Below are 25,666 nucleotides of genomic sequence, written 5' to 3'. Positions count from 1 at the left end.
CTGATTAGCACGTCACACTTCTGTTCTTGGCGTATTGTTGTGAAGGTCATATCAATCACTTCCTGACAAGCGCTCGAACGTACCTGGCCTACAACAATGATTTAAAGTGTGAAATTCGGTAATATGCGCACAAAACATTGACCGTGGTATTTTCGATGAGACATTTAAAATCGACCGTTCATCCAGACATAGAGCATTTGGATGACAAAATTGTTTTTCAGCGCAATGCAGCGCGAGCCATTGTACTTGATGGTGAAGATGTGCTGTTGCTCTATACAGAACGTTACCATGACTACACGCTACCAGGCGGTGGTATTGATGATGGTGAAGATGTCATTGCTGGATTAGTCCGTGAATTAGAGGAAGAAACGGGCGCCCAAAATATACATGGTATTAAGCCTTTCGGAATCTTTGAGGAGTTTCGTCCGTGGTACAAGGATGACGCTGACGTGATGCACATGGTGTCGTATTGTTATACATGTAAAATCGAACGTGAGCTAGGCGAAACGGCGTATGAAGATTACGAAGTTAAAAATGGAATGCGCCCGGTATGGATGAACGTACACGAAGCAATTGCACACAATGAAAAAACGATGGCAGAAAGCCCGAAAAAAGGCATGAGCATTGAGCGCGAAACGTTTTTACTTCAGTTGATTTCTAAAGAATTACTATAAACAGCTAGTTTGCATCATTACGACTTAGCTTCTGTTGGCTCTATTGTGGGCAAAGATTTTAGAGCAATAAAAAAGTCCGGACTCCCCCCCGGAACCCGGACTTATTCCAGACGCGCAAGCGAAGCGTCATCTTGATATGTTAGATTTGTTTCGAACTATGAAAACAATAGCTGTTTTACATTTAGTGTGTAAATAATTATTAGGTCTGACCATTGGTTTTCATGTTTTTTTGCAAACGCAATGTGACGCATATCTACCCAATTGCCAAGCGCAATTGGGGCGCTTTTTAGTAAACCACTACTCTTTCTTATCTTTGAGATACCTTACCTCAACTTTTTTGCACACGTTTGCATAGAGATCACGAGTTTTCAAATCCGCCGAACAGGATCTTGTGATTTTACGTTTCTCTGACATTGAGCTCTGTCGTAGCTTTTATCACAAATTAACTAGCGGAGGCAGTCGGCTAAAGTCGACCAGCGGTTGTGAAATCATAGGAGTGTCTGGAGCAAACAAGAGTAAAGGTTGAAATGATGAGGATTGTAACTGACCGATATCTATCAACTTTTCCAATGCATAGAAGCGGCTGACGTATTGGCGAGTCTCGTTAGGCAGCGTGAGTTGTTGGAAATCTCGACTTCCTGCTCGCTGAATAGCACGTGCAACACGTCCTTCTCCGGCATTGTATGCAGCTAAAGTGAGAGCCATATTTTGATCGAATTTGTTGTATAAAAACGCCAGGTACTTGAGCGCGGCCGTTGTGCTGGCTTCTGTGTCAAAGCGATCGTCTTGTTTTGTATTTATCGTTAATCCGAATCGTTTCGCTGTGGCTGGTATCAGCTGCCAAAGTCCGGCGGCGTTAGCGTGAGAAACGGCTTTGGGGTTGTAAGAAGATTCTAACATTGGCACTAAGGCTAGGCTATTTGGTAATGAGTGGTTTTGAAGCTGTTTGAAAATGTGGTTAATTACCGGCTTGGATGAATCGAGACGCTTGGCAATTTGTGGCTTGTATGGGGCTAATACTTGATACTGCGTTTGAATATCGACAGCATTTGGTTTTGCCTGGCATGTGAATGGAAGGTAGGACAGAAAGGCAATAAAAATAAAAAGGCCTACAGTACTCAGCCGAGATGGCGACTGAATCTGTAGGCAAGACGAACATCGTTTAGAACGATTTATCTTCATAAGTGTGTTGCACAGGTTGTTTGAGTTGACTGACCAACTCATGGAACGCCGCAGAGCTGTGGCCATTGCTCTGATTGTATTGTTGGCACTGACTTACCAACGTTTCCAATAGCGCCCATTGTTTTCTAGCTTGCATACCTATTTGGGCAGGCAAAGCATTGAAAATTCGTTTTACGCTGGCGTCATTACACGCTAACCCCAGCGCTCGCATACACTGGCTTCTGTCATTGGCGGAGCGGCTGAGTTTATTGAGTATCGGCATTTGTTTCTGAACATTGTCGTTCAGTGCCTCTCCATCAAACTTTAAGTACAATACCTTTTGCTGCTGAAGCAAAGGAAGCAGTTGTTGATAAAGCTTAATATCCTCAGATATAGAGCGAACAAATTGTTGAATTCGCTGCGATACTGCGCTTGCCATGATGTCTTCCTAGCGTTTTATTACTCGTGACCTGTATGGAACTGCATGATTGCCTTGGATAGCACTTTTGTATCTAGGCTAAGTTCACCACGCGCTAATGCGTTGCGTACTTGTTCTACTTTTTCCATATCAACATCAGGTAGTGATGCCATTTCAGCTTGAGCGCGATCTATCGCTACGGTATTCGCTTGAAATGCAGGCTCGTGTACTTTGCTCTGTTCGACGACGTCGAGAGGCTGTTTGCTTGCTTGCTGTAATTTTGTTTGTGGGACATGACCGCCCGCGACTTTGTCGATTTTCATGCTGTGGTCCTCATCATCATGTTCTAAATTAAGTAGGCGGTTAGAATGTGATAAACATTAAATATTTTTTTTGTACTCGAAGTTCAGTGTTACTGACGAGAGCCAAAATTAAAAAATGTTACCCCGAGTCAAAAAATCAAAATTGAGTATGAACCTGGTTTAATCCAGTTACGACTGCTCTTATGACCTTGCCCGAACTTGGGTTTTCCACGTCAATTTGTTGCCCTTTCGCTCCATCTTCTAAGGCGACTCCTTTTGTGCTGGCACTAAATCCATTTTTGCTCGCAATGACTATGACTTCATTGCCTTTCTCGATTAGAGGTGGGGCCGACAAATTGGATGGATTAACCACTTGTCCAGCCCTCAAACGACGAGAGGTTTCTAAGCCTACTGCTTGCTCGGGGCGAGTATAAAAATCGTCTTGGCGAGAGATGGTTCGGGTTTCAAGCTTTATGTGTTTAGCCGTTACGACTTCATTTCGGCCAACCGTGGTTGTCGCGACCAAAACAGGCAGAGTCAGCGAAGACTTTATCGTAACGTTAATTCGCCATGGTGATGCGATATTGTCGCAGCTGACTGAGCGCTTGAGGTTACCGACTGGCAACGTGTTGTTGTCACGACCTGTGATAACTAAAGGCGATTCACATTCTGGCAAGTGATTGGCTGAACCGGGCACCCACATGTCGAAGTCCAGTTTGTACTTCCCCCACTGATTGGAGAGCGCTACGCGATCCACCTCTTGTTCGAAATCCGTTGCTACAACGGACCTTATCTCTTCAACGCTGAGGGTTTTGTCATTGGTGTTGGCGAATGCTTGTTCTGATGTCAAAGCGAGTAACGTCAGCATTATTGTTGAGGAAGTAGACACTTTCCTCTTGTTTTTAATGCTTTCCGAGAACCGGAAGTTTGGCTTCCATCCTTGTTTGTAAATCATTGATATATATGGCTATTTTTTATGGCACGTATCTTGTTTGTATGTTGGCGTATTCGAGCCAACTGTAAGGAAGATGCATGGCGATCACATTTGAAAATGCTTTAGGAGTACATCCAGAGGCACTTAATTTTCGCGTTCAGCGTACCAAAGTCCTCGCCAGTAACCTAGCAAATGTTGACACCCCTGGGTATTTGGCGAAAGACCTAAGTTTCACCACCGTAATGAACCAAGTAACGGCAGGTGGTGTGAACAAACCGGTGCCAAAGTTCCAGGTTCAGGCCCAATACTCGGTGCCTTACCAGAATAGCAAAAATGGCAACACCGTAGAGCTTGGTGTTGAACAAGCAAAATTCACGCAAAACAACATGGACTTTCAAACTAGCCTGACGTTTCTCAACATGAAATTTAATGGCTTAGCGAAAGCGATTGAGGGACGTTAATTATGTCATTCACTGATATTTACTCGATCACTGGTTCCGCGATGACAGCACAAACTGTGCGTCTGAATACGGTAGCCAGTAACTTAGCAAACGCAGATGCAGTATCTGCAAATCCAGAAGATGCTTATAAAGCGCTTAAGCCAGTATTTGCGACTGTGTACCAAAAAACGCAAATGACAACAGAAAATGGAGCTTATCCCAATGCAGAAGTTCGCATTGTTGACGTTGTTAAAAATGCTGGAGATGCAGAGAAGCGTTTTGAGCCGAACAACCCACTGGCTAATGATGAAGGCTATGTGTTTTACCCAGATATTGATGTAGTTGCTGAAATGGCAGACATGATGTCCGCAACACGCAGCTTCGAAACGAATGTTGAAGTATTAGCCAATGTAAAAAGTATGCAGCAAGGTCTGCTTAGATTAGGGCAGGGTAGCTAATGAGTATTGCACAATACACCCCTTTATCGTCTGACGCTCCAGTAAATACAAAAGCAAAAGACAGCAACGGTATCTCACCAAACCCTAAAGACATGAACAGTGCTTCTTCATTGGAGAATGAGTTTATTTCTTTGATGGTGGCTCAAATTCAAAACCAAGACCCACTTAATCCCCTTGATGGTACGGAATACGTTGGTCAATTGGCTCAGTTCTCGCAGGTACAAAGTACCGAGAATATGTCTAAGACAATGCAACAGAGCATGGTGTTACTGGACAACATGCAAGTGCTGTCAACAGCGGGCCTTGTTGGGCAAACGGTTTACGTCAATGCGGATGAATTTCAGCTTGGTGAAGACGTACAAAACGGAAAAATCGAACTCGCTCATAGCTCAAACCAAGTCACGTTAGTTGTTAAAGATGAATTTGGTCAATCAACTAAAGTGCCACTAGGTGCTCACGGCAAAGGTGACGTCGACTTTTCAATTAATCCTGAAGAACTTGGTCTTAAACCAGGCAAATACTCAGTGGCCGTAGAAGTGCAAGAAGGGCAAGCAAGTCCAAATGTGCTGATGGCAGGCACTGTTGAGCAAGTGCGCATTCCTAATACCGGTGGCGCAGCATTAGTCAATGTCCATGGCGTTGGCAACGTTCCTTTCTATCAAATCACTCAGTTTGGTGCTTAACCAAATACGGAAATCAGAGGTCTATTTATGAGTTTTAACATCGCACTAAGTGGTCTGGACGCGACCAACACAGAGCTAAACACAATCAGCCACAACATTGCCAACGCATCAACGTATGGTTTTAAAGGTGGCCGCACAGAATTCTCCGCTGTATATAACGGCATGCAACCTGGTGGTGTGGAAGTCGCGTCAATTTCACAGAACTTCGACAAAGACGGCAGTATCACAGGAACTGGCCGTGCGATGGACCTAGCTATTAATGGCGGTGGCTTTTTTGTTACTAAAGATAATATGGGCCAAATGTTGTACACACGTTCAGGTGTGTTCTCAACGGATAAGAACAACTTTGTTACGGCTAACAGCGGTGCAAAGCTTCAAGGTTACAGTGTCGATAGCAACAACAACCTAATGACAGGTTCTGTGGGTAATATTCAGGTATCGACTTCCTCACTGAATGCTAAAGCAACAGACAGCTTAGATTTTGTTGCGAACTTCGACGCAAGCGCGTCTGTTATTGATAAAGCCGTAACGCCATTCAATCCAAAAGATCCAAGCTCATTTAACTCGTCTTACACAACAAAAGTCTACGACTCATTGGGTAACTCGCACACGGTAACTCAGTACTTTACTAAGACTGCTTCTAACTCGTGGGAAGTGAACGTTCAAGTAGATGGCGGTACGACGCCAGTAGCAACTGTGCCTGTAACGTTTGGTAAAGACGGCTCGCTTTCAACACCAACTGCGCCGTTTAATGTTTCATTCCCTGCAGCAGGTGCGAACGCGATGAGTGTAGACATTAACCTGAAAGGCAGCACGCAATTTGGTGCAGCTTTTGGCGTAAGTACTAATAGCCCTAACGGTTACACATCAGGTGAACTTGCAGGTGTACGCGTTGAAGGTAACGGCATGGTTTACGCGACTTACACTAACGGCCAATCACAGCTACAAGGTCAGGTTGTTCTTGCTGATTTTGCAAACACACAAGGCTTAGCGAAAGTGAGTGGAACATCATGGACTCAAAGCTTTAGCTCAGGTGCTCCAATTATGGGTGTTCCGGGGTCAGGTACGATGGGTGACCTAACTCCGGGTGCATTAGAAGGTTCTAACGTTGACTTAACCAGCGAGCTTGTTGCTCTAATGACTGCACAACGCAACTACCAAGCAAACGCAAAGACAATTTCTACCAGCGACAAGCTTACTCAAGCTTTGTTTAACGCGGTGTAATGGGAGTTTTGCATGGATAGTTTGTTATTTACGGCAACGTCGGGTGCCAGCCGAGTTCTTAAAGCGCAGCACGTTCGTTCAAACAACTTATCAAATGCTGATACTGCGGGTTTTCGAGCGGATATGGAGCGTGTGCGTAGTGTAGAGATGCAAGGCCCAGGTTTTGATGGCCGCACTATGGTTGTGACCAACTCTGCCTCAACACGTTTCGACGCTGGCGATATTGTGAAAACAGGACGTCCGTTGGACGTTGCGGTTATGGGTGAGGGGTATCTCTCTGTAGAAACCCCAGCGGGTAACGAAGCTTACACCCGTGCAGGCAATATTCAGGTCGATACTTTTGGCGCTCTAACAATCAATGGGTTCCCTGTCCTCGGTGACAATGGTCCTTTGGTTGTGCCGGATTATCAAAAGATTGAAATCAGCGAGCGTGGTCAAGTCTCAGTGATCCCACCAGGTGGCGGCGCAGAAATTGTGGCAGGCACTTTGAAGTTGGTTAAACCGGAAATTAATCAACTGCAAAAAGAGAGCGATAGCTTGCTGCACAGCGTAGATGGCGTGCCATTCGCGGCAGATGAAACCGTGCAACTCTCTCCTGAGCACATTGAGGGCAGTAACGTATCTGCTATTGATGAATTGGTTAGTGTGATGTCGCTGACGCGCAACTTTGAAATGCAAGTTCGCATGATGAAAACGGCGGAAACTTTAGCAAAAGCTGGTAACAAATTAATGGCGGCGAGCTAAGTCTCGCCCCGCAAGGAGTAAAAAATGCATTCAGCATTATGGGTAAGTAAAACAGGCATGGCAGCGCAAGACACGAAGATGACTGCCATTTCTAACAACCTAGCAAACGTAAACACGGTTGGCTTTAAGCGTGACCGAGTTGTATTTGAAGATCTTTTCTACAGCATTCAGCGTCAACCAGGCGCTCAAGTAGACCAAGTTAACGAACTACCAAGTGGTATTCAGCTAGGTAGCGGTGTTCGCGTTGTTGGCACACAAAAAGTATTCACTCAAGGTAATACCCAAAACACAACGCAAGAGTTGGATCTTGCTGTAATGGGTCAGGGTTTCTTTCAAATAGAAAACTCGGACGGACAGATCATGTATACACGTAATGGTCAGTTCCATAGAAACTCAGAAGGCTTAATGGTGAACAGTCAGGGCCTGCCTTTAGAGCCTCAAATCCAGATCCCAGACAATGCGGTCTCTTTCTCTGTGGGTGTTGATGGCACCGTGACTACAACAACAGCAGACGATCCAACACCTCAGCAGCTTGGTCAAATTACACTTGCAAAATTCATCAATCCAGCAGGCTTAGAGGCCATGGGTGGCAACTTATTCCGTGAAACGGAAGCCAGCGGTCCAGCTGATGAGCTGATTGCAGGAGCTGATGGTGCCGGCATTATCAAGCAAGGTGCACTGGAAGGGTCAAACGTACAAGTAGTAGAAGAGATGGTCGACATGATCACCACTCAACGTGCGTATGAGATGAATGCGAAAGTGGTCTCTGCTGCAGATGACATGCTGAAGTTTGTTTCGCAATCAATGTAAGTATGAAATTGGTGATGATGAAGGAAAAAGCAATGAAATGGCTTTCTAAGAGTTGGGCAGTAGCCGCCGTGTTGCTGGTGGGATGTGCTGGCCGTCAGGAATTTATTCCGCCTGAGCCGAATGCTGAGGAATATGCACCACCAACGCTCGATTACACGCTGCCGGAAACCCAATCTGGTAGCCTTTATCGTCACCAATACACGATGACCCTGTTTCAGGATCGTCGTGCTTACCGAGTTGGCGATGTATTAACGATTCAATTATCAGAAGAAACCTCATCGAGTAAAAATGCGGGTACTAAGTTCGGTAAAAGTTCAGCAATTAACTTTGTGGCTCCGACCATAGGCACGAAAACTATCGATGAGTTAGGGGTTAGCGTGGATGGCAAACGTAACTTCGATGGCAGTGCATCAAGTTCACAAGGCAACAAGCTTCAAGGTGCCATTACGGTAACGGTACACGAAGTATTACCTAATGGCGTATTGCGTATCAGCGGTGAAAAATGGCTTCGTCTGAATCAAGGCGACGAGTTTATTCGTCTAACCGGTATCGTCCGTGTGGATGATATTAACCGCAGTAACCAAGTTTCTTCTCAACGAATTGCTGATGCAAGAATTACCTACGCAGGTCGCGGAGCGCTAGCTGACAGCAACGCAGCCGGGTGGCTAACTCAGTTCTTCAACAGCCCATGGGTACCTTTCTAATGAAGACAATGCAATCTTTCTTTATGTCTCTCCTATTGGTGTTGACCTTGGGACTACCAGGCACTTCACGTGCTGAAGCGGAAATTCCGATCATGGACTTGGTCGATGTTCGCGGCATTCGAGAAAACCAACTGGTTGGTTATGGTTTGGTAGTTGGCTTAGCCGGCCAAGGTGACCGAAACCAAGTGAAATTTACCTCTCAATCTATTACCAACATGCTACGTCAGTTTGGGGTTCAAATTGATGACAGTATGAACCCTAAGCTACGAAATGTGGCTTCTGTGAGTGTGACAGCGTCCGTTGACCCAATGGCAGGCCCAGGACAAACGTTGGATGTGGTTGTGTCTTCAATCGGTGATGCAAAGAGCCTTCGCGGTGGTACGTTATTGCTAACGCCTTTACGTGGTATTGATGGCGAAGTGTACGCGATTGCGCAAGGTAACGTGGTTGTGGGCGGCTTATCTGCAGAGGGGCGAAGTGGCTCCAAAGTAGAAGTAAACACACCAACGGCGGGTCGCGTTCCGAATGGTGCGACTTTAGAGAGAGAAATCAAAACCGATTTCAACCAACGTGATGAAATCACCCTAAACCTGCGCAAGCCTAGCTTCACTACAGCAAAAAATATTGCGCGTGAAATTAACAACACTTTTGGGCCTAACGTTGCAGTTGCGATCAATAAAGCGCGCATTGATATGCGTGCACCAAAAGATACACAGCAGCGTGTCGTCATGATGTCGATGCTTGAAGAAATGAGCGTCGTTGAAGGCCGTAAACCTGCTCGTATTGTCTTTAACTCTCGCACTGGCACCGTAGTGATCGGTAAGAGTGTCAAAGTGAGTGAAGCAGCAGTAAGTCACGGTAACTTGACCGTGCGAATTTCTGAATCACAACAAGTTAGTCAGCCTAATGCGTTTGCAAATGGCGATACGAAAGTCGTTAACCAAACGGACCTTGATGTGAATGAAGATCTCGCTCAGATGGTGATTTGGCCTCCAGGCACGGAACTTAACACCATAGTTAATGCGGTAAATAGTTTAGGTGCCACGCCTACAGACTTGATGTCTATCCTGCAAGCTTTGAGTGAAGCTGGTGCATTGAACGCTGAATTGGTCGTGATATAAGGAGTTAAGGATGAAGCTAGACAGTACCAATGAACAAACTCAGTTAAATTCGATGCTTTATCACGACAATAGTGCATTGGCTAACATCAAGCATAGTCGTGATCAAGAAGGCGCACTTGAAGTCGTCGCAGGTCAATTTGAGGCAATGTTCCTACAAATGGTGTTACGCCAAATGCGCAGCAGTAGTGATGCTCTTGCTGATAAAGACAGCCCGTTCGCCAGTCAGCAACAAGGGGTATTCCGTGATATGTATGACGGTCAGCTGGCGATGGAACTAGCAAAGAAACAGAGCTCAGGCATTGCCAATATGCTCATCCAGCAGCTGAGCCCGTCTATGCGTGAGGTTGCTTTCGATGCTGCGCGCAACATCTCATCCGCTAACGATGGTAAAGCTTCGAATTCTGAATCTATCTCACAAGTAGATTCTAAAGAGGTGGAGAAGAATTCAAGCCTATTTAATACCGCTTCTCAAGCCGTCGCCTCTGTTAAACAGGTATTCGGTGAGGCCGGTATGACTACCGCGTTTTCTCAGCCGTTGATCAGAAAAATGGAGCTGTAAATGAACCTAGTTAATATTGCCCTTTCAGGTTTAGGCGCGAACCGTGTGGCCCTAGACGTAACCGCGCAAAACGTGGCAAACGTGAATACCGTGGGTTACAGTCGTCAACAAGCGTTGATGGCGTCTGTCGATGATGGTAAAGCCAATCGCTTAAGTCCAGGTTTAGGGGTAGAAGTCACTAGCATTCGCCGCGTTACTGATCAATTTCTGATTAAGCAAACGTGGTCGACTAACAGTATGGCGGCATACGCATCTGGATACACCAGTAACATGAGTCAGCTGGAGAATACGCTTGGTGCCGATGGTTTCAGTATATCGGCTGGCTTGGACTCACTAAACGCCGCGCTTAACGATGCGACCGTTAAGCCAGAATCCATACCCTACCGCCAGCAGATCATTAACGAATCTGAAGCTTTGGCCCGCCGTTTTAATACGCTTACCGAGTCTTTATACAATCAACATAAAGACATGAGCGACCAACGTAATGCAGCGCTTAACCACGCGAATAGCCTTATGGAAAATATCGCGAAGGTGAACAAGCAACTGGTAGAGATGCAAGGTACAGGTGGTAACCCATCACAGTTAATGGATGAACGAGATAGGTTAATCGGTGAGTTATCTCAAACCATTGAAATCAAAACAACACAGCAGCATGACGGCAGTGTTCAGGTCACACTAACCTCTGGTCAACCGCTTGTGATGGGTACGGACCATGGCAAACTGGAAGCCATTCCTGACCCGAGTGATCCTTACTTGGCGGACTTACACGTCACGTTCTCGAATCAAAGCTTTGCGATTGGTGACTCGCTTGGTGGCAAATTAGGTGCGATTAATGACTATCAAACCGAAGTGTTGAAACCAAACCAACTGGCTCTGAATGACATGGCGAAAGCTCTCGCGGATGAATACAACGCCGTGCTTGCGACTGGCAAAGACTTAAATGGCAACCCAGGTAAACCTTTGTTCAGCTATGACCCAGCAAACCCTGCAGCCAGTTTGGATATTACCAAGCTAACTCCAGATGAGCTTGCGTTCTCAAGTGATGGAACACCTGGTAACGCAGATGCGTTGCAATCATTGATCGAGTTAAGCAACAAGCCAGTGGCGGTATCAGGTTACGGCTCAGTAAGCTTGAACGATGCCTTTAGTTCAATGGTGGGTCAAACCGCAATTAAAGCACGCCAAGCTAATGCTGATTATCAAGCGAAGTTAGCCATGAACAAGCAAGCGCACGCAGCTCGCGATAATGTTAGTTCCGTAAACAGCGATGAAGAAGCGGCTAACCTAATGATGTTTGCTAATGCGCACAATGCCAACATGAAAGTGATCAGCACAGCAAATCAACTGCTCGATTCTATTCTGCAGTTATTCTAAGAGGAAAGTTTAGATGCGAATTAGTGACAATCAATTTAGTCAAATGATGTTGCACAGCTTGCAGAGCAATAGCGCGGGATTAGGCGAAGCTCTGCAACAGATGTCTACTGGCAAGCGCTTGACCAAGCTGTCTGACGATCCAATGGCTTCGATCAAGTTGCTTAACTTAGACCGAGAAACCAGTGCGATTGCTCAGTACAAAAACAACATTGAAAACGTAAAAACGACGCTATCGAGTCAAGAAACCCATTTAGATTCGATCAAAGAAAGCTTAAAAAGCATGCGAGACATCGCGCTTTGGGGTGCGAACGGCTCTCTTACTGACGAAAGTCGTGGCGGTATGATTACAGAGCTTAAGAGTTACCGTGACTCTATTGAGTCGTCTTTTAACGCGCAGGATGAAGAAGGGCACTACCTTTTCTCTGGTACTAAAACGGATACTGCGGCTGTAAGTAAAGCGAGCGGCAGCTACGTAATTGAAGGTAATAGTGACAAGCGCGTAGTAACAATTGCTAAAGGTGTCACGATGGATTCCAATATGACTGCAAAAGAAATATTGGACCTTGGGGGAGGCCATAACGTGCTTAACCAAATTGATGCGCTGATCAAAGAGTTTGAGAGCCCTACCGCCAACTTCAGAGCTGAAGTTGAGGCGAGTATCAGCGCTATCGACGATACTTTTTCAAACGTACTAGGGACCATGACTGAGATTGGTGGTCGACACAACAACTTAGATCTTGTTGGTGGCGCGCACAGTGAAAACAAGCTGTTCGTTGACAAAGTATCTGGAGACCTCTCTGCTCTGGACTATGGTGAAGCGTCGGTACGATTGAGTAATTACATGGCCGCTTTGCAAGCAACGCAAGCAAGCTATGTGAAGATCGATGGTTTGTCGCTGTTTGACCGTTTATAAGGTTAGGAAGTTCTTTTTATGGTAATGAGTACAGTAGAGGTTAGACCCCATAGCATACGCTTAGGTGGACAAGAACAAGCCTCTATCATGCCGACCCGTTCTGCAGACTCAAGTACGGCAATTAAACCGCGCCCGGCGCAAATTCAGGCTGACACTGCGTCAGCCTACTCTGTATCTGGTATTCAGCTTACGCAGGGTCAGCAGCAAGCCACGGCGGTTCAGATCGCGTCCAAATCGCTGCAGGTGATTGGCAAAGAGCTCACGCAAATTAAACGTGGTTTGACGCAAGCTGTGAATCAAGGCGTACAAAATGTTCCTAGTTTGCAGGATACATTGGTTCGCTCTAAAGCCACCATCCAAAAAGTCGTTGAGCAAGCACGTTTCGATGGCCAGAAAGTCCTAAATAACGAACTGCACTTAAAACTGGATAAAGCGGACATTCGTCGCTTTTCTATTCCAGGTTTGAATGTTCATCGCTTAAGCGACAAGGCCGAGCAAATCCGTTTGGATTTTCCTCAAGGTCAAGCGGTGATGATTCAGTTTGATGGACAATCAGACGGTGAGCGAACGGTCAAAATGCTGGATCGCAGCTTGATTGCGTTAGGAATGCGAGCCTCATTAGCCGATGATGGCAGCATTTTATTTGAAGCCAGAGACAACGCTTATCAACAAATGCAGCAAAAGGTGATGGTAACGGGGGAAGGGCACCGATTCCCTGCGGGGCAGCCTAACGTTTTGAACTTAAAGTCTGAGCCAGATGGTATTGCGGAGCTCGGGTTTGATTTAGGCTCACGCGACGGCATCAAGCAGACGATTGCCAAAGTAAATCAGCATCTGAAACAAGTTCAAACGAGCTTGCAGGAGGCGAAAGCTTTTCATGGTGAACTGAATACTCAAATGCGTTCTATCCAAACCAAAACCGCACAGCTTTCAGTCAATGAGGTGAATGCAAAACTGGATGGATTCATGCAAAAGTCTGGCGAGTTTACTTCGACTTTTCAGGCATTGAATGCGCAAGCAAACGTGCGTCGTCATACCGTGGTCGCTTTACTGAAGTAACGAACACTCCAATGATTCCCGGCTTTACACTGTTATCGTCCCCCAATAACGAAAACAGCGCACTGTCGGGAATCTCTCTTTGACTCGTCTAGGGCTCGAGTGCTTTTGCCACCGAACGATTCAATTTCTGGAATAGCCATCCAAGTGCTATCAAAGATGCACCTAAGCCTAAGAAGCTTATTGCTCGCCAGAACCCATCCAGAGAGCTCACATCCCATAAGAATACTTTCAGTGCGACACCGGCAAGGACCACTAGACCGACACGCTGCATCATCAGCCCCTGTTGGGTCACGCCGCGCCAAGTCAGCAATCCACCTACGAGCAAGCCAGCCACTGAATAACTGAACAACTCTGCCATGCTGGTTGGCTGATACAGCATCATCGATGTGGTTTGCCAGAATTGACGGATAGACATCCCCAACCAAATGGCTGCAAGTAAAAAGCCTAGACTAGCAATCGCAAATCGATGAACTTGCAACGTATTCCAGCGTTTAAAGGTTGCGATAAGCAGGATGCAAGCTGGTAACAGCCAGCCGATACTCAGCATGTTAAAGATGGGAAGTGCTTGTGCCGAGACGTTATCAGTCACCAACGGCGATTCTGCCGTATTAAGCAAAATAATCAATATAGCGAACGCGCACCAAAGCAAGTAACTATAGATTTCGTAGATACGGCTTAAGCGTTGCGCAAATTGGCTGCGGTAGCTGTATACCAAACCCATAACTAATGCTTGATTGGCAAAGACTGCCGCACTTGTGAAGTCGATGTTCCCCAAGTAACCATATTGCCCCGTTAACCAGTAGTTAGTTTGGGTGAACAATGCCATTAAGAATACATGTAAAAACGCCCCTTCAAACCAGTTGGTCAGTTCTCGGTCCACTTGTTTTAGTGTTGAACGAGCATAAGACAAGATGAAGAGAGAAGGCAGATAACTCACCAGAACCCAAGCCCAATGCCCAGCTTCTACCGGTTGCCATTCGGGTATGAAAGGTAGCAGCGTGAGTCGGATAACCAGTATTCCCATTGCCACTTTAATCGCCCAACTCGCAGGTCGAAATAACCCGACTTGAGCCTGTAAGGCCATTATCGCAACTTGTATTGAGATTGCTGTTGTTAACCAAGTATCACTCAACCAAACAAAAGCGATACCTACGATTAAAGCATGCATAACGGCAGAGCATTCTAATGCCAACGAACGTGCACGCTGACCAAGCACAACGTAGTAAGTGGCCATCAATGCGCAGAATGCAGTCCAATACCACAGGTAGCCTTGCATAAATTCGTCAATATAAAACAACGTAATTAAGCTCATCGCGGGAGCCAGTACCAGCAGAAGCAGCCCACTGAGTTGCGAACGGTCACTAAGTGATTGGCAATATGTTCGATAGCAGATCAGCGCAATACTCACCGCCAATGCGAATAGGATGCTAGCTTCTCGCTCTAACATATACAGCGCATTAAAAGCGATGGTAAGAACAATCAGCGCGGTTGCTGAGACGAGAATGGATGGCAAAAATACACGTAATGACCAGCCTGTACGAAGTGCTGGTAGCCAGATGATCGCAACAAGCAGCGTATAACAGTACGCCATTTGTAGAGTGTTCAGATCCGGCATTCTGGTGACGGCAGAAAAGGTCAATAAAGCAGTTGCGAGAGCGGTAGCGGTCGGCGAGTTTGTCCACTTGCTTTGATAGTGACGAAAGCGAGGATTGAGCATCCAACCCATTCTCGGAACCGCGAAAATGAGATACAAAGTGATGGAGAGATAAATCGCGAGCCACGAGAACAACAGTTCTGTTGGTGTACTCTCAATCAACAGCAACATCCAAATGACATGTGGAATCGCGATACTTGGCGTAATCCATGACCTACGCACTTTTTGCATCAATAAGGTCGCCGCGAACGAAATTGCGCAGATGTATCCGGCTAACAAAAAGTAGTTGGGTTCATTACCCCCAATCCACAGTGGTGCTGTGTAGCCACCAATTAAGCCAAGCACGGCCATTAACGGCCCTTGTCGCAATGATAATGCTAAACTGAAAAATGCCGCTGAAGCCAAGATGATCAACGAGATACTCGGCGTTAGCATTTGATAAACCACAAAGGCAAAAATGACGGTGCAGTAAATGCCCGTTAATCCCGTACCGGTAACAGCAGCAGGAACATACGTAAAGCCTTGGGCTCGTGCTGCCCGTTGCGGATTCTGTTGTTCTTTACGGTGAAACCACTCGCCAACAAGCACCATAAGTAATGAGATCACAAAGGCAAAGGACACTCGCATAAATGGCGAAAACTGGATGTGACTACCAATCACCTGTACGAGATAACCTCCACCGATCAGCATGGCCAATGCGCCTACCCAAACCAACCAATTTTCTTGAATGTTGCTAAGCAGGCTCTGAACTTTACTCTGAAGGAATGACTCATTTTCTTGACTAAAAACATCCAGTTGCACTTCTCTTGTCTGGGCGTACCCTTGATTCGCAGCGCTCTGGTCCAAGTCTAGGTTGGCAGCTGGATCATGTTCCCCAGAGGGTGAGACATTTTTCTGTGGTGATTCTATGTGAGGTGACGTCGCTACAGATGGTGTGTCTTTTTCGATGCTGGATTGTTGGTGCGCTTGTGGGTTTGAGCCCCCATGGACACTGGCTCGTAGTGATGTGACTTCCTCACGAAGTTTGGTTAGTTCTTTTTCTAAAAGTGCAGCTCGGTTGGCGGCTTTCACTCCGATGAGGATGGTGAGACACGCCATGAACAGTGCTAGTATTACGTACAATCCATTTCTCCTTGCGTACGTCGCGTGACCCACGATTCTTAACTTTGAGCACTTACGCTAAAGCTTAGTTCATGCTCTATGCCTTAGCCTCATATAGTGCTAGGTTCCGCGCTTTCTTCAGAAATCATTCTACATAATGAAACTCAATGCGTAATGATGAATTCGACAAAGTCGCACACTTGTGTGCCACTTTAAGACCTGATGAACAAAAATGAGTCGTTAAGTCATTGGGGGTCAACTATATTCATAGTTCTGATGCGATCGCCAAAGGACTTCAAACATGTGCGTTTCGTAGCGATGTCATCGAAGGTCAGTCGTTTGATTTGCACGTTCGGTTGTTTCTATTTGACCGTAAGGCTGAATGTATTCGGGTATAGCGCATTCACGCGAAAAAAGACAAAAACAGGTAATTATTGATGCAAGTGGGTAATGAAGCGCTGGTGCTGTCAGCGGTTGGGGTTATTGGTTTAGGTTGCCAATGGTTAGCTTGGCGATTGCGTTTGCCAGCGATTTTATTTTTGTTGTTGGCAGGGCTGATCGTCGGGCCATTTATGCAGTGGTTAAATCCTGATGAGATATTAGGTAATTTGCTCTTTCCGTTGGTCTCTTTGGCGGTGGCAGTGATTTTATTTGAAGGCAGTTTGACCTTAAATTTTAAAGAAATTCGTGGCGTGAGTGGTTCGGTATGGAGCATTGTTTCCATCGGGGCGATCATTTCGTGGGCGGCGACCAGTATCGCAACACACTATTTCCTCGGCTTTACTTGGGAGCTTGCCATGTTGTTCGGCAGCTTAACCGTAGTAACAGGGCCGACGGTCATCGTGCCACTTCTACGAACCGTAAGACCTAACAGTACGCTTGCTAACATTTTGCGATGGGAAGGGATTTTGATTGACCCGCTCGGTGCGCTTTTTGTTGTGATGGTTTACGAGTTTATCGTATCTCACAGCGCGATAAATAGCGTCGAAGTGTTTGGGACGATCATTGCTGTCGGTGTCATGCTAGGTGCGGCCTCAGGCTATGCAGTTGCGACGATCATGCGTCGCTCTTGGCTACCGGAATATTTGCAGCCATTTGCGGTTTTGATGGTGGTTCTAGGTGTATTTTCGGTCTCTAACCACATTGAGTCTGAAGCTGGGTTACTAACCGTCACCGTAATGGGTATGTGGCTCGCAAACGCTAAAGACATCAATATTCAGCAAATTCTGCACTTTAAAGAGCATTTAACCATTTTACTGATCACCGGATTGTTCATCTTCCTTGCGGCTCGAATCAGTCTGGATGATTTTGCTGCGCTAGGTAGCGGTGCGTTATTGTTGTTTGTATTTATGCAGTTAGTGTCGCGTCCGTTATCGATTTTTCTTTCAACCTTCCGCAGCAACTTGCGTCTTAAAGATAAGCTGTTTTTGTCTTGGGTTGCACCGCGCGGTATTGTTGCTGCTTCGATTTCGTCTCTTTTCGCGATCAAATTGACCGAATACGGCATTGATGAAGCGATTTTACTGGTCCCTATGACCTTCATGGTGATTATAGGAACGGTCGTGTTACAAAGTGCGACGGCACGTCCTGTAGCGCTGACGTTGGGCGTTGCAGAGCCAGCACCACGCGGCTTCTTGTTGATTGGTGCTAACCGAGTAGCAAGAGAAATAGGGCAGGCGCTGGCGCGTTATGACCGCCGCGTATTAATGACTGACTCAAACTGGGAGTACATCAGTCAGGTTCGTATGTTGGGGTTGGATTACTATTACGGCAACCCTATTTCTAGTCACGCGGACGACAACTTGAACTTGATAGGAGTTGGACAAGTGGTTGCATTAACGCCCGATCAGCATTTCAACATTATGGCTTGCATGCAATTCGTCGACGAGTTTGGGGAAGATAAAGTTCACTGCTTACAAAAAGTGAAAACCAACGGCAATGGCAGCGAGAAGCACTCCGTGGCTCAGGAGTACCATGGTAAATTGCTGATGGGCGGCAATGTAAGCTATACCCAGCTAGCCAGTATGTTAAGTCGTGGTGCAGAGGTTAAACACACGAAATTGAGCGATAACTTCACGTATCAAGATTATTTAGCGCATCACAAAGGTAGTTCAGTTGTACCGCTGTTCCATGTAGAAGAAAAAGGAAAAATTCAATTCTGTGATGATCCCGAACAGTTTGAACCAACGACGACAAGCACTGTTGTGTCGCTAATTCTGTCGGACAGCGTAAAGTAAACTACAGAGCAATGTGATCCATTTTCATCATGGGTATCGTACGCTGATTATCTCAATTTGAAGAGAAACTTGCCGGCTTGTTTAAAACGGAAAGCGAGTTTCTTTTCTTATAATGTCAGGGGCAGTCGAGATTCATTACTCGTTTCGGAAAAGTAATCCGGCAAATTCACAAAATTCGCATTGACGTTACTGATAAGGATCGCAATACTGCGCGACTGTTTTACTTTAGGGTGACATTATGGCTCCGCAAACTAACCGAAAAGATTTACACCTAGATGCTGTTTTACATCATGATATGAGCATGAAGCATAAAACGGCGGGTTTTGAGTCTGTCGAGTTTGAACACTGTGCGCTGCCAGAATGTGACTTTCACGCGATCGATTTATCGACAGAGTTTCTTGGTCATCAATTAGCGCTACCGTTTTTGATTAGCTCGATGACTGGCGGAGCAAAAGACGCAGAAACGATCAATTGTCGTCTAGCTGAAGCAGCAAGTGAATTAGGTATTGCCATGGGTGTGGGCTCGCAACGGATTAGCTTAGAAGAAAGTCAGCATTCGGGCTTGGGTAAAACCATTCGTGAGTTGGCGAAAGAAGTACCGTTGTATTCCAATCTTGGAGCCGCTCAATTGCTCGATAAAGGTAAACTCGATAATGCGCAACGTGCGGTTGAGGCGATTCAAGCCGATGCCTTGTTTGTGCACGTTAATCCAATGCAGGAAGCGTTTCAGAAAAATGGCGACCACAATTGGGTTGGTGTTTTCCAGGCAATTGAGATGCTTAAATCTCGCGTGAAGGTTCCTATCATTATCAAAGAAGTCGGTTTTGGTATTAGCGGACACGTTGCGCAGCGATTAATTGATGCTGGTGTGGATGCAATTGACGTTGCGGGCGCGGGTGGCACAAGCTGGAGTGCGGTTGAAGGGTATTGCCAAGATAATCCGAAAATGCAGCGTGCAGCCGAGCTTTTCCGCGATTGGGGTGTCCCTACAGCAACATGTTTGGCTCAAATCCGCGCACTGCATCCTACATTACCCTTGATCGCCTCGGGAGGTGTTCATAACGGACTTGAAGCGGCGAAAGCCATTCATTTGGGGGCTAATCTCATTGGGCAAGCTGGTGCGGTATTAAAAGCTGCGACGATCAGCACGCAGTCTGTCGTCGATCACTTTGAACAAATGGCATTAGAGCTGCGTTTAGCGTGCTTTGGTACTGGCTCTTCTAAGGTTGGTGAGCTAACGAAAGCGCGCTGCCTATAGCTTTTAGAATGGCGCGCTTTACACAGAGTCGCTCAATAACTTTTCGGTGTCTTAACACGTAGACTGATAATTTCGTTATAGTTGATACAAAAGTCACTTCAGCTAGTGACGCCTTTATTCAGACATTTGAATGGGCTCGTGTTGAAGAGATTGAGTTTAATTTTACTATTGTTTGCAACTGGAACCTTAAATTTATGAAAAAACTAGTCATGCTGATGTTGGCGGCTTCTGCTTTGACCGCTTGTAGTGATGAAGTGGGCACTGAAGGCTGGTGTAACGACATGCGCGATAAGCCAAAAACAGAATGGACAGCAGACAACGCGGTAGACTTTGCAAAGCATTGTGTTCTGCAAGATGGTGTCGGCAGCGAGCAATGGTGTGAAAACCTGAAAGATAAGCCGAAAGGTGACTGGACTGCAAACGAAGCGACCAGCTTTACTAAACACTGCATTTTTTAAGCACAGCGGAAAGCGCCTTTTCTGAGGCGACATTCTGTGAGGTAAACACCAAGCGTTATTGCTTGGTGTTTTTGTATCTAAAATAGCTCGATTTTTCACGTGTCAGCGCACTTCCCTCTGAATGGAAAGTTTTACATTTTCGTTTCATTTTTGAAAACCTGTATTGCCTGTCTTTAATTTTTCGTATTGCAATGGCATGGTGTCGAGATAGCCATCTAATTCAATTAGACTCATAACAAAAAGGAATTCAAATGGAAGTACTAAAAGGCTCATGTCTGTGCGGCAAGGTAAAGTTGGAAGTGGCAGATGAATTTAAGTACATGGGAAATTGCCATTGCTCTGAATGCCGCAAGTTCACAGGTTCTGACTATTCATCTGCCGGTGGTATTGCGTTGGATAAACTCCTTATTATCCAAGGGAAAGAAGATATTCAAACTTATCAGAAAAGCGAAAATACCATGCTATGCTTTTGTCGCCACTGCGGATCGAGCCTGTATTCGAAAAAGAACAACGGGATCGTCAATATTCGCCTTGGTATCTTGGATGACACACCTTCTCACAAGCCTGATTTCCATATTTTTGTCGCGTCGAAAGCGCCGTGGCTCGAGATATCGGATAATGTGACTCAATTTGATGCAGGGCCAAAATAGAGTTGTTGTAAATAAGTATTTAGAAACAGAGCGCGTTACAATACGCTTGCGACACGCTCTGTGCTTTTACTTTGTATATTAGAACGGAGACGACTATCTGGCGTCTTGTAGTTCTTCTAAGCCACCTGCATTGTGCAGATTCGTAAAGCCTTGCGTTTGTAAGTATTGATACGCTTTGCCAGAGCGGTTACCACTGCGACAGTACAACACGATAGCTTGATCTTTATCGACGTCTTGAAAATGTTTATCAAGTTCAGATAAAGGGAAGTTGACGGCATTATCCAAATGCCCTTCAGAAAACTCTTGCGGCGTACGCACATCGACAATCATCGCGCCCTTGTCAATCAATTGCCACCCTTGTTCAGCGCGTTCAGAAGCCGACACGTTGGGGGAGAGGAAGCCAACGCACAACGTTGCAAGAAATAGAGATACGGCCTTTTTCATTGTTTGATTATCCTTTTTAAGAGTACGTAACCACTCTAGATTTGATTGAGCATATTTTCCATCATAAAGAGATGCTAAGTGGTTGTGAATACGATAATTCGATAGAAAATTTTATTTAATTTAATAAAAAATTTTTATCAAATTCACCTCTTGAACTCTCATTTTTCGACCTTATTATTTTCATCGAAAGCGAGCTGTCGACTCGCAAATCCATCTTGATGTTTATTTTGTCTTTTATTTTTGGTTCCAAGTAGGAGGCACTTAAAAATGAAAATTCGTCCTTTAAATGACAAGCTAATTGTTGAAAGACAAGAGGTGGAAAATAAATCTGAAGGGGGAATCGTTTTAACTTCTCAGTCGGTGAAAAAATCAAACCGCGGGAAAGTCATTGCTGTTGGTTTAGGTAAACGTCTTGAAAATGGCGAACGCGCTGCGATGGAAGTCAAAGTGGGCGACCAAATCATTTTCAATGACGGTTACGGCGTGAAAACCGAGAAAATTGACGGCGCAGAATACTTAATTCTGTCCGAATCTGATGTGTTAGCAATCGTTGAGTAATTATTTTTGTAGTAGTTTTTTGAGGAGATAACCATGGCTGCAAAAGACGTATTATTTGCTAATGACGCACGTCAAAAAATGCTGAAAGGTGTGAACTTACTGGCGGACGCAGTAAAAGTGACACTAGGCCCGAAAGGCCGCAACGTTGTGCTTGATAAATCTTACGGCGCGCCAACCATCACCAAAGATGGCGTGTCTGTAGCGAAAGAAATCGAACTGAAAGATAAGTTCGAAAACATGGGCGCACAAATGGTGAAACAAGTGGCGTCCAAAGCGAATGATGAAGCGGGGGACGGTACAACGACCGCTACCGTACTAGCGCAATCTTTCATCAATGAAGGTCTTAAAGCGGTAGCCTCTGGCATGAACCCAATGGACCTAAAACGTGGTATCGACAAAGCCACTGAAACGGCGGTTGAGAAACTACGTGAAATGTCTAAGCCATGCAGCGACAAAGAATCCATCATCCAAGTGGGTAGCATTTCTGCAAACAGCGATCGCGCGATCGGTGAAATCATTGCAGAAGCGATGGAAAAAGTGGGTCGCAATGGCGTGATTACGGTGGAAGAAGGCCAAGGTCTAGACAACGAATTGTCTGTGGTTGAAGGTATGCAATTTGACCGCGGTTACTTGTCGCCATACTTCATCACTAACCAAGAAAATGGCAGCGTCGAGCTAGACAACCCATACATCTTATTGGTGGACAAAAAAGTCAGCAGCATCCGCGAGCTATTGCCTGTACTAGAAGAAGTAGCGAAATCTTCTCGCTCGCTATTGATCATTGCTGAAGACATCGAAGGTGAAGCGTTAGCGACATTGGTTGTGAACAACATGCGCGGCATCGTGCGTGCGACCGCGGTGAAAGCGCCTGGCTTTGGTGACAACCGTAAAGCGATGATGGAAGACATTGCGGTACTAACTGCTGGTACGGTCATCTCTGAAGAAATCGGCCTAGAGCTCGAAAAAGCAACGTTAGAGCAACTAGGTAGTGCGAAGAAAGTGACCATTACCAAAGACACAACAACCATTGTGGGTGGCGCAGCAGAAGCACGCGCGATTGCTGATCGTGTGGCTTCGATTGAAAAACAAATCGAAACAACCACTTCTCAATACGACAAAGATAAGCTTCAACAACGTGTTGCGAAGCTATCTGGCGGCGTAGCGGTGATCAAGATCGGCGCTGCAACCGAAGTTGAGATGAAAGAGAAGAAAGATCGCGTGGACGATGCACTACACGCTACTCGCGCAGCGGTTGAAGAAGGTATTGTTGCTGGTGGTGGTGTTGCTCTAACTAAGATCGCGAAAGAATTGGCGGATCTAAAAGGCGACAATGATGACCAAAACGTGGGTATCCGAGTTGCCCTACGTGCAATGGAAGAGCCTCTTCGTCAAATCGCAACTAACGCAGGTGACGAAGCTTCTGTTGTGGCGAACGCTGTTAAAGCGGGTGATGCCGATTACGGTTACAACGCTGCAACAGGTGAATACGGCAACATGATCGAAATGGGCATCTTGGACCCTGCTAAAGTAACACGTTCAGCGCTTCAATTCGCAGCGTCTGTTGCTGGCTTGATGATCACCACTGAAGCGATGATCACCAACCACGTTGAAGACAAAGAACTTGATATCTAACGTCATCAACCGTTAGTGATTAAGTAAGCGTTAAAATAACATTGCAAAACCTAAGCGGGCTCGCTTGAGCCCGCTAATCAGTCATTTGAGGTAAGTGTTATGACCCGTTTACCTGCGTTTTCTTTCTCAATATCTGAGCCGGGCGGTAATGAAGCTTCGTCAACGTGGCCGACTGCTATTCACTTCCCCCTCGTTCCAGCTGGGCCAGAGTTTTCGATCGAAAATGCTCTGCCTAAACGTCCGACAGTGACGATATTCACTATCGATCTGTCTCAGTTATTTAAAGGGGACGCTCGGGTCATCCATTAACTGTATCGAAACAGCCAGCGCACGTTGGCTGTTTTTTTCTAATTTAAAGTATTGATAATGTAGATTTTTATTTGATTACTGCCACTTGTTCAATGATCAATTTGAACTGGGGTAATCGGACCGCAAGCGCACTACACCTTTAAGCCCAGCATTGCGCCGAAAATGATTAATCCCGCCCCACATGCTTGATTGAGTCGATGCTTAATCTTCAACAAGAAAGCTTGTAGCTGGGATGACGTGAATAAAACAGCAACGATAGAAAACCAAATACCATGCAGCGCAATCATATAAATCCCGTAAAACAAGGCGATGTGTTGCTGACTAGAGTCGGGAGAAATCACTTGGCTAAAAATACTCAGAAAAAACAGCATCGTCTTGGGATTGAGTAAATTACACAGAAATCCCTGCATGAAAAATCGCCACATTGAATACTCGCTCTGTTGAATGGTTTCTGAGTTTGACGCAGGCTGCGAGGAGAATATTCCTTTAATCCCAAGGTAGACAAGATAAGCGGCCCCAAGATAGCGCACGAGATTAAACAACCATTCATTTTGTGAAATTAAGTAACTGATCCCTAGCATGGAGTAAGCGATGTGGATGCTGATCGCCATGCTGATACCAATCGCACTGTATACGCCTGCTTTTCGTCCTTGATTTAAGCTATTTCTTAATACCAAAACAAAGTCTGCGCCAGGGCTAATGACAATAAGCACACCTAATAACGCAAGAGTTACAAATTCCATATCGATTTCCTGTTTGAATGATGAAGTCTGGGATGTAGCGGAATTGTAGGCGTCTTTATTACTGACTATAATCGAAAAACATTCCCGTATTGGTGAGAAAAACTCACAGATGCGTCACCTGAAATCTTTTTATGTCTTCCACGTTGCGGCGAGTTCTTCAAGCTACACTGAAGCGGCTGACAAACTGAACATTACCCACGGAGCCGTGAGTAAGCAGATCAAGCAACTTGAGCAATATCTGTCTCAACCTTTGTTCTTCAAAGAGGGCAGGAAAGTCGTGTTGACGGCAGAAGGCGAATTTCTCAAGACATACACAGAAACGGCATTCCAAACGCTAGAAACAGGGGTGAATACGCTTATTCAAGAGAAGCATCAGCATCTTGAAGTGTCTTGTGAACCGACATTAACCATGCGCTGGTTGATGCCAAGGTTGGCCGCGTTTAATGATGAACACCGTGCTGATGTTCGTTTGTCGACGGCTGGTGGCCCGGTAACATTAGGATCAACTGGGCTTTCGATGGCGATTCGTCGAGACGATTTTGCGCAGCATCACGATTACGACAAAACCATTCTTGTGGAAGAGTGGGTGGGGCCGGTATTTTCTCCTGAGTATTGGCAATCCATTAAAGACAATTTGAAAGCAGCTCGATTGTTGAATAGCCAAACCAGACCGAATGCTTGGGCGGATTGGCAGCAATCAACACGTTGTGAAACTTTCAACGGCAACACTCAGCAATCATTCGCGCATTTTTATTTTTGCATACAAGCCGCAGTGGATGGCTTAGGCGTCGCAATGGGATCGTATCCTTTTGTCATGGACGATATTAAGCGTGGTAATTTGGTCGCACCATTTGGGTTTTCTCCATCAAGTTGCAATTACGTTTTATTGAGTCAAGATAAAAAGCGTACAGAACTCGAACATAAATTTATCACGTGGTTACAAACGCAAATGGCAGAGTGTGTGCCACTGTCATCACAGCAGATTACGCAAGGCGAATAGAAGGCATAGAGCGAGATTACGTCAGTCAGTTTTATGGAAAAAGG

At 45.7% G+C, this 25,666-nt stretch carries 28 protein-coding genes; 21 read left to right on the top strand and 7 right to left on the bottom strand.

What is annotated here, in order from left to right:
• Window positions 1-155: 155 nt before the first annotated feature.
• Window positions 156-674 (top strand): NUDIX hydrolase, encoded by a 519-nt coding sequence (locus R7F64_RS09745; RefSeq protein ID WP_017635106.1) that lies wholly within the window; start codon window positions 156-158, stop codon window positions 672-674.
• Between the two features lie 435 nt (window positions 675-1,109).
• Here the strand turns inward: R7F64_RS09745 and R7F64_RS09740 are convergent, their stop codons facing one another.
• From R7F64_RS09740 to flgA, 4 genes are all read right to left on the bottom strand, one after another.
• Entirely contained in the window at window positions 1,110-1,856 is a 747-nt protein-coding gene (locus tag R7F64_RS09740) for a lytic transglycosylase domain-containing protein (RefSeq protein ID WP_025768021.1), read from the bottom strand.
• Complete coding sequence (gene flgN, locus R7F64_RS09735) at window positions 1,837-2,274, bottom strand: flagellar export chaperone FlgN (RefSeq protein ID WP_005374018.1); 438 nt, start codon at window positions 2,272-2,274, stop codon at window positions 1,837-1,839. The genes R7F64_RS09740 and flgN overlap by 20 nt, the downstream gene beginning before the upstream one ends.
• 20 nt (window positions 2,275-2,294) lie before the next feature.
• Entirely contained in the window at window positions 2,295-2,576 is a 282-nt protein-coding gene (gene flgM, locus R7F64_RS09730) for a flagellar biosynthesis anti-sigma factor FlgM (protein ID WP_017635108.1), read from the bottom strand.
• Between the two features lie 136 nt (window positions 2,577-2,712).
• Window positions 2,713-3,510, bottom strand: coding sequence for a flagellar basal body P-ring formation chaperone FlgA (gene flgA, locus R7F64_RS09725; protein ID WP_005384406.1), 798 nt, complete (start codon window positions 3,508-3,510; stop codon window positions 2,713-2,715).
• 77 nt (window positions 3,511-3,587) lie between these two features.
• Between flgA and flgB the strand changes: the two genes are divergently transcribed.
• The 12 genes from flgB to R7F64_RS09665 are packed head-to-tail and all read left to right on the top strand — an operon-like array spanning window position 3,588 to window position 13,578.
• Window positions 3,588-3,950: a flagellar basal body rod protein FlgB gene (flgB, locus tag R7F64_RS09720; protein WP_005374013.1), complete on the top strand. Its 363-nt coding sequence runs from the start codon at window positions 3,588-3,590 to the stop codon at window positions 3,948-3,950.
• Between the two features lie 2 nt (window positions 3,951-3,952).
• Complete coding sequence (gene flgC / locus R7F64_RS09715; protein WP_005374012.1) at window positions 3,953-4,387, top strand: flagellar basal body rod protein FlgC; 435 nt, start codon at window positions 3,953-3,955, stop codon at window positions 4,385-4,387.
• Window positions 4,387-5,070: a flagellar hook assembly protein FlgD gene (flgD, locus tag R7F64_RS09710; protein WP_005384410.1), complete on the top strand. Its 684-nt coding sequence runs from the start codon at window positions 4,387-4,389 to the stop codon at window positions 5,068-5,070. Before flgC ends, flgD begins: the two co-directional genes overlap by 1 nt.
• A gap of 27 nt (window positions 5,071-5,097) precedes the next feature.
• Window positions 5,098-6,294: a flagellar hook protein FlgE gene (gene flgE / locus R7F64_RS09705; RefSeq protein WP_017635110.1), complete on the top strand. Its 1,197-nt coding sequence runs from the start codon at window positions 5,098-5,100 to the stop codon at window positions 6,292-6,294.
• Window positions 6,295-6,306: 12 nt separating this feature from the next.
• The gene (flgF, locus tag R7F64_RS09700; protein WP_005374009.1) at window positions 6,307-7,038 is read left to right on the top strand and encodes a flagellar basal-body rod protein FlgF; all 732 of its coding nucleotides are present in this window, start codon (window positions 6,307-6,309) and stop codon (window positions 7,036-7,038) included.
• Between the two features lie 24 nt (window positions 7,039-7,062).
• A complete protein-coding gene (flgG, locus tag R7F64_RS09695) occupies window positions 7,063-7,848 on the top strand; it encodes a flagellar basal-body rod protein FlgG (RefSeq protein WP_005374008.1) in 786 nt (261 codons plus the stop codon).
• Window positions 7,849-7,880: 32 nt separating this feature from the next.
• Entirely contained in the window at window positions 7,881-8,552 is a 672-nt protein-coding gene (gene flgH / locus R7F64_RS09690; protein ID WP_213972258.1) for a flagellar basal body L-ring protein FlgH, read from the top strand.
• Window positions 8,537-9,673, top strand: coding sequence for a flagellar basal body P-ring protein FlgI (locus tag R7F64_RS09685; protein WP_086026720.1), 1,137 nt, complete (start codon window positions 8,537-8,539; stop codon window positions 9,671-9,673). Before flgH ends, R7F64_RS09685 begins: the two co-directional genes overlap by 16 nt.
• Before the next feature lie 10 nt (window positions 9,674-9,683).
• Window positions 9,684-10,232: a rod-binding protein gene (locus tag R7F64_RS09680; RefSeq protein ID WP_005374002.1), complete on the top strand. Its 549-nt coding sequence runs from the start codon at window positions 9,684-9,686 to the stop codon at window positions 10,230-10,232.
• Window positions 10,233-11,606, top strand: a complete 1,374-nt coding sequence (flgK, locus tag R7F64_RS09675; RefSeq protein WP_005374000.1) for a flagellar hook-associated protein FlgK — start codon at window positions 10,233-10,235, stop codon at window positions 11,604-11,606.
• Between the two features lie 13 nt (window positions 11,607-11,619).
• Window positions 11,620-12,519: a flagellar hook-associated protein FlgL gene (gene flgL, locus R7F64_RS09670; protein WP_005373998.1), complete on the top strand. Its 900-nt coding sequence runs from the start codon at window positions 11,620-11,622 to the stop codon at window positions 12,517-12,519.
• A gap of 18 nt (window positions 12,520-12,537) precedes the next feature.
• Entirely contained in the window at window positions 12,538-13,578 is a 1,041-nt protein-coding gene (locus R7F64_RS09665; RefSeq protein ID WP_042523339.1) for a flagellin, read from the top strand.
• Window positions 13,579-13,666: 88 nt separating this feature from the next.
• Here R7F64_RS09665 and R7F64_RS09660 read toward each other — a convergent pair whose 3' ends face one another.
• Complete coding sequence (locus R7F64_RS09660; protein ID WP_318071659.1) at window positions 13,667-16,330, bottom strand: DUF2339 domain-containing protein; 2,664 nt, start codon at window positions 16,328-16,330, stop codon at window positions 13,667-13,669.
• A gap of 440 nt (window positions 16,331-16,770) precedes the next feature.
• On the opposite strand from R7F64_RS09660, the gene R7F64_RS09655 reads away from it, so the two are divergent.
• From R7F64_RS09655 to R7F64_RS09640, 4 genes are all read left to right on the top strand, one after another.
• Window positions 16,771-18,570, top strand: a complete 1,800-nt coding sequence (locus R7F64_RS09655) for a cation:proton antiporter (protein ID WP_005373994.1) — start codon at window positions 16,771-16,773, stop codon at window positions 18,568-18,570.
• A gap of 238 nt (window positions 18,571-18,808) precedes the next feature.
• Window positions 18,809-19,828, top strand: coding sequence for a type 2 isopentenyl-diphosphate Delta-isomerase (gene fni / locus R7F64_RS09650; RefSeq protein ID WP_042523335.1), 1,020 nt, complete (start codon window positions 18,809-18,811; stop codon window positions 19,826-19,828).
• 194 nt (window positions 19,829-20,022) lie between these two features.
• Complete coding sequence (locus tag R7F64_RS09645; protein ID WP_005373992.1) at window positions 20,023-20,286, top strand: DUF3012 domain-containing protein; 264 nt, start codon at window positions 20,023-20,025, stop codon at window positions 20,284-20,286.
• Between the two features lie 251 nt (window positions 20,287-20,537).
• Window positions 20,538-20,936 (top strand): GFA family protein, encoded by a 399-nt coding sequence (locus R7F64_RS09640; RefSeq protein WP_042523333.1) that lies wholly within the window; start codon window positions 20,538-20,540, stop codon window positions 20,934-20,936.
• A gap of 93 nt (window positions 20,937-21,029) precedes the next feature.
• Here the strand turns inward: R7F64_RS09640 and R7F64_RS09635 are convergent, their stop codons facing one another.
• A complete protein-coding gene (locus R7F64_RS09635; protein WP_042523331.1) occupies window positions 21,030-21,380 on the bottom strand; it encodes a rhodanese-like domain-containing protein in 351 nt (116 codons plus the stop codon).
• A 267-nt stretch (window positions 21,381-21,647) separates the two neighbouring features.
• On the opposite strand from R7F64_RS09635, the gene R7F64_RS09630 reads away from it, so the two are divergent.
• The 3 genes from R7F64_RS09630 to R7F64_RS09620 all read left to right on the top strand — a co-directional run bounded on the left by R7F64_RS09630 (window position 21,648) and on the right by R7F64_RS09620 (window position 23,879).
• Window positions 21,648-21,938: a co-chaperone GroES gene (locus R7F64_RS09630; RefSeq protein WP_005373989.1), complete on the top strand. Its 291-nt coding sequence runs from the start codon at window positions 21,648-21,650 to the stop codon at window positions 21,936-21,938.
• A gap of 33 nt (window positions 21,939-21,971) precedes the next feature.
• Complete coding sequence (gene groL, locus R7F64_RS09625; RefSeq protein ID WP_318071639.1) at window positions 21,972-23,570, top strand: chaperonin GroEL; 1,599 nt, start codon at window positions 21,972-21,974, stop codon at window positions 23,568-23,570.
• A 99-nt stretch (window positions 23,571-23,669) separates the two neighbouring features.
• Window positions 23,670-23,879: a hypothetical protein gene (locus tag R7F64_RS09620; protein WP_005373984.1), complete on the top strand. Its 210-nt coding sequence runs from the start codon at window positions 23,670-23,672 to the stop codon at window positions 23,877-23,879.
• A 131-nt stretch (window positions 23,880-24,010) separates the two neighbouring features.
• Here the strand turns inward: R7F64_RS09620 and R7F64_RS09615 are convergent, their stop codons facing one another.
• Window positions 24,011-24,622 (bottom strand): LysE family translocator, encoded by a 612-nt coding sequence (locus R7F64_RS09615; protein WP_017635118.1) that lies wholly within the window; start codon window positions 24,620-24,622, stop codon window positions 24,011-24,013.
• 109 nt (window positions 24,623-24,731) lie between these two features.
• Between R7F64_RS09615 and R7F64_RS09610 the strand changes: the two genes are divergently transcribed.
• On the top strand, window positions 24,732-25,622 hold the full coding sequence (locus R7F64_RS09610) for a LysR family transcriptional regulator (protein ID WP_017635119.1): 891 nt from the start codon (window positions 24,732-24,734) through the stop codon (window positions 25,620-25,622).
• The last annotated feature ends 44 nt before the right edge of the window (window positions 25,623-25,666 follow it).

This window comes from Vibrio sp. Vb1980 (genome assembly GCF_033338615.1).
GTDB lineage: Bacteria > Pseudomonadota > Gammaproteobacteria > Enterobacterales > Vibrionaceae > Vibrio > Vibrio alginolyticus.
The sequence above is the reverse complement of the archived record's forward strand: the minus strand, read 5'-3'. Positions and strand labels throughout refer to the sequence as shown.

Excerpts from the sequence above, each read along its gene's own strand:
- R7F64_RS09745 (WP_017635106.1), top strand. The coding sequence starts at position 156 with ATGAGACATTTAAAATCGACCGTTCATCCAGACATAGAGCATTTGGAT.
- R7F64_RS09740 (WP_025768021.1), bottom strand. The coding sequence starts at position 1,856 with ATGAAGATAAATCGTTCTAAACGATGTTCGTCTTGCCTACAGATTCAG.
- flgN (WP_005374018.1), bottom strand. The coding sequence starts at position 2,274 with ATGGCAAGCGCAGTATCGCAGCGAATTCAACAATTTGTTCGCTCTATA.
- flgM (WP_017635108.1), bottom strand. The coding sequence starts at position 2,576 with ATGAAAATCGACAAAGTCGCGGGCGGTCATGTCCCACAAACAAAATTA.
- flgA (WP_005384406.1), bottom strand. The coding sequence starts at position 3,510 with ATGATTTACAAACAAGGATGGAAGCCAAACTTCCGGTTCTCGGAAAGC.
- flgB (WP_005374013.1), top strand. The coding sequence starts at position 3,588 with ATGGCGATCACATTTGAAAATGCTTTAGGAGTACATCCAGAGGCACTT.
- flgC (WP_005374012.1), top strand. The coding sequence starts at position 3,953 with ATGTCATTCACTGATATTTACTCGATCACTGGTTCCGCGATGACAGCA.
- flgD (WP_005384410.1), top strand. The coding sequence starts at position 4,387 with ATGAGTATTGCACAATACACCCCTTTATCGTCTGACGCTCCAGTAAAT.
- flgE (WP_017635110.1), top strand. The coding sequence starts at position 5,098 with ATGAGTTTTAACATCGCACTAAGTGGTCTGGACGCGACCAACACAGAG.
- flgF (WP_005374009.1), top strand. The coding sequence starts at position 6,307 with ATGGATAGTTTGTTATTTACGGCAACGTCGGGTGCCAGCCGAGTTCTT.
- flgG (WP_005374008.1), top strand. The coding sequence starts at position 7,063 with ATGCATTCAGCATTATGGGTAAGTAAAACAGGCATGGCAGCGCAAGAC.
- flgH (WP_213972258.1), top strand. The coding sequence starts at position 7,881 with ATGAAATGGCTTTCTAAGAGTTGGGCAGTAGCCGCCGTGTTGCTGGTG.
- R7F64_RS09685 (WP_086026720.1), top strand. The coding sequence starts at position 8,537 with ATGGGTACCTTTCTAATGAAGACAATGCAATCTTTCTTTATGTCTCTC.
- R7F64_RS09680 (WP_005374002.1), top strand. The coding sequence starts at position 9,684 with ATGAAGCTAGACAGTACCAATGAACAAACTCAGTTAAATTCGATGCTT.
- flgK (WP_005374000.1), top strand. The coding sequence starts at position 10,233 with ATGAACCTAGTTAATATTGCCCTTTCAGGTTTAGGCGCGAACCGTGTG.
- flgL (WP_005373998.1), top strand. The coding sequence starts at position 11,620 with ATGCGAATTAGTGACAATCAATTTAGTCAAATGATGTTGCACAGCTTG.
- R7F64_RS09665 (WP_042523339.1), top strand. The coding sequence starts at position 12,538 with ATGGTAATGAGTACAGTAGAGGTTAGACCCCATAGCATACGCTTAGGT.
- R7F64_RS09660 (WP_318071659.1), bottom strand. The coding sequence starts at position 16,330 with ATGGCGTGTCTCACCATCCTCATCGGAGTGAAAGCCGCCAACCGAGCT.
- R7F64_RS09655 (WP_005373994.1), top strand. The coding sequence starts at position 16,771 with ATGCAAGTGGGTAATGAAGCGCTGGTGCTGTCAGCGGTTGGGGTTATT.
- fni (WP_042523335.1), top strand. The coding sequence starts at position 18,809 with ATGGCTCCGCAAACTAACCGAAAAGATTTACACCTAGATGCTGTTTTA.
- R7F64_RS09645 (WP_005373992.1), top strand. The coding sequence starts at position 20,023 with ATGAAAAAACTAGTCATGCTGATGTTGGCGGCTTCTGCTTTGACCGCT.
- R7F64_RS09640 (WP_042523333.1), top strand. The coding sequence starts at position 20,538 with ATGGAAGTACTAAAAGGCTCATGTCTGTGCGGCAAGGTAAAGTTGGAA.
- R7F64_RS09635 (WP_042523331.1), bottom strand. The coding sequence starts at position 21,380 with ATGAAAAAGGCCGTATCTCTATTTCTTGCAACGTTGTGCGTTGGCTTC.
- R7F64_RS09630 (WP_005373989.1), top strand. The coding sequence starts at position 21,648 with ATGAAAATTCGTCCTTTAAATGACAAGCTAATTGTTGAAAGACAAGAG.
- groL (WP_318071639.1), top strand. The coding sequence starts at position 21,972 with ATGGCTGCAAAAGACGTATTATTTGCTAATGACGCACGTCAAAAAATG.
- R7F64_RS09620 (WP_005373984.1), top strand. The coding sequence starts at position 23,670 with ATGACCCGTTTACCTGCGTTTTCTTTCTCAATATCTGAGCCGGGCGGT.
- R7F64_RS09615 (WP_017635118.1), bottom strand. The coding sequence starts at position 24,622 with ATGGAATTTGTAACTCTTGCGTTATTAGGTGTGCTTATTGTCATTAGC.
- R7F64_RS09610 (WP_017635119.1), top strand. The coding sequence starts at position 24,732 with ATGCGTCACCTGAAATCTTTTTATGTCTTCCACGTTGCGGCGAGTTCT.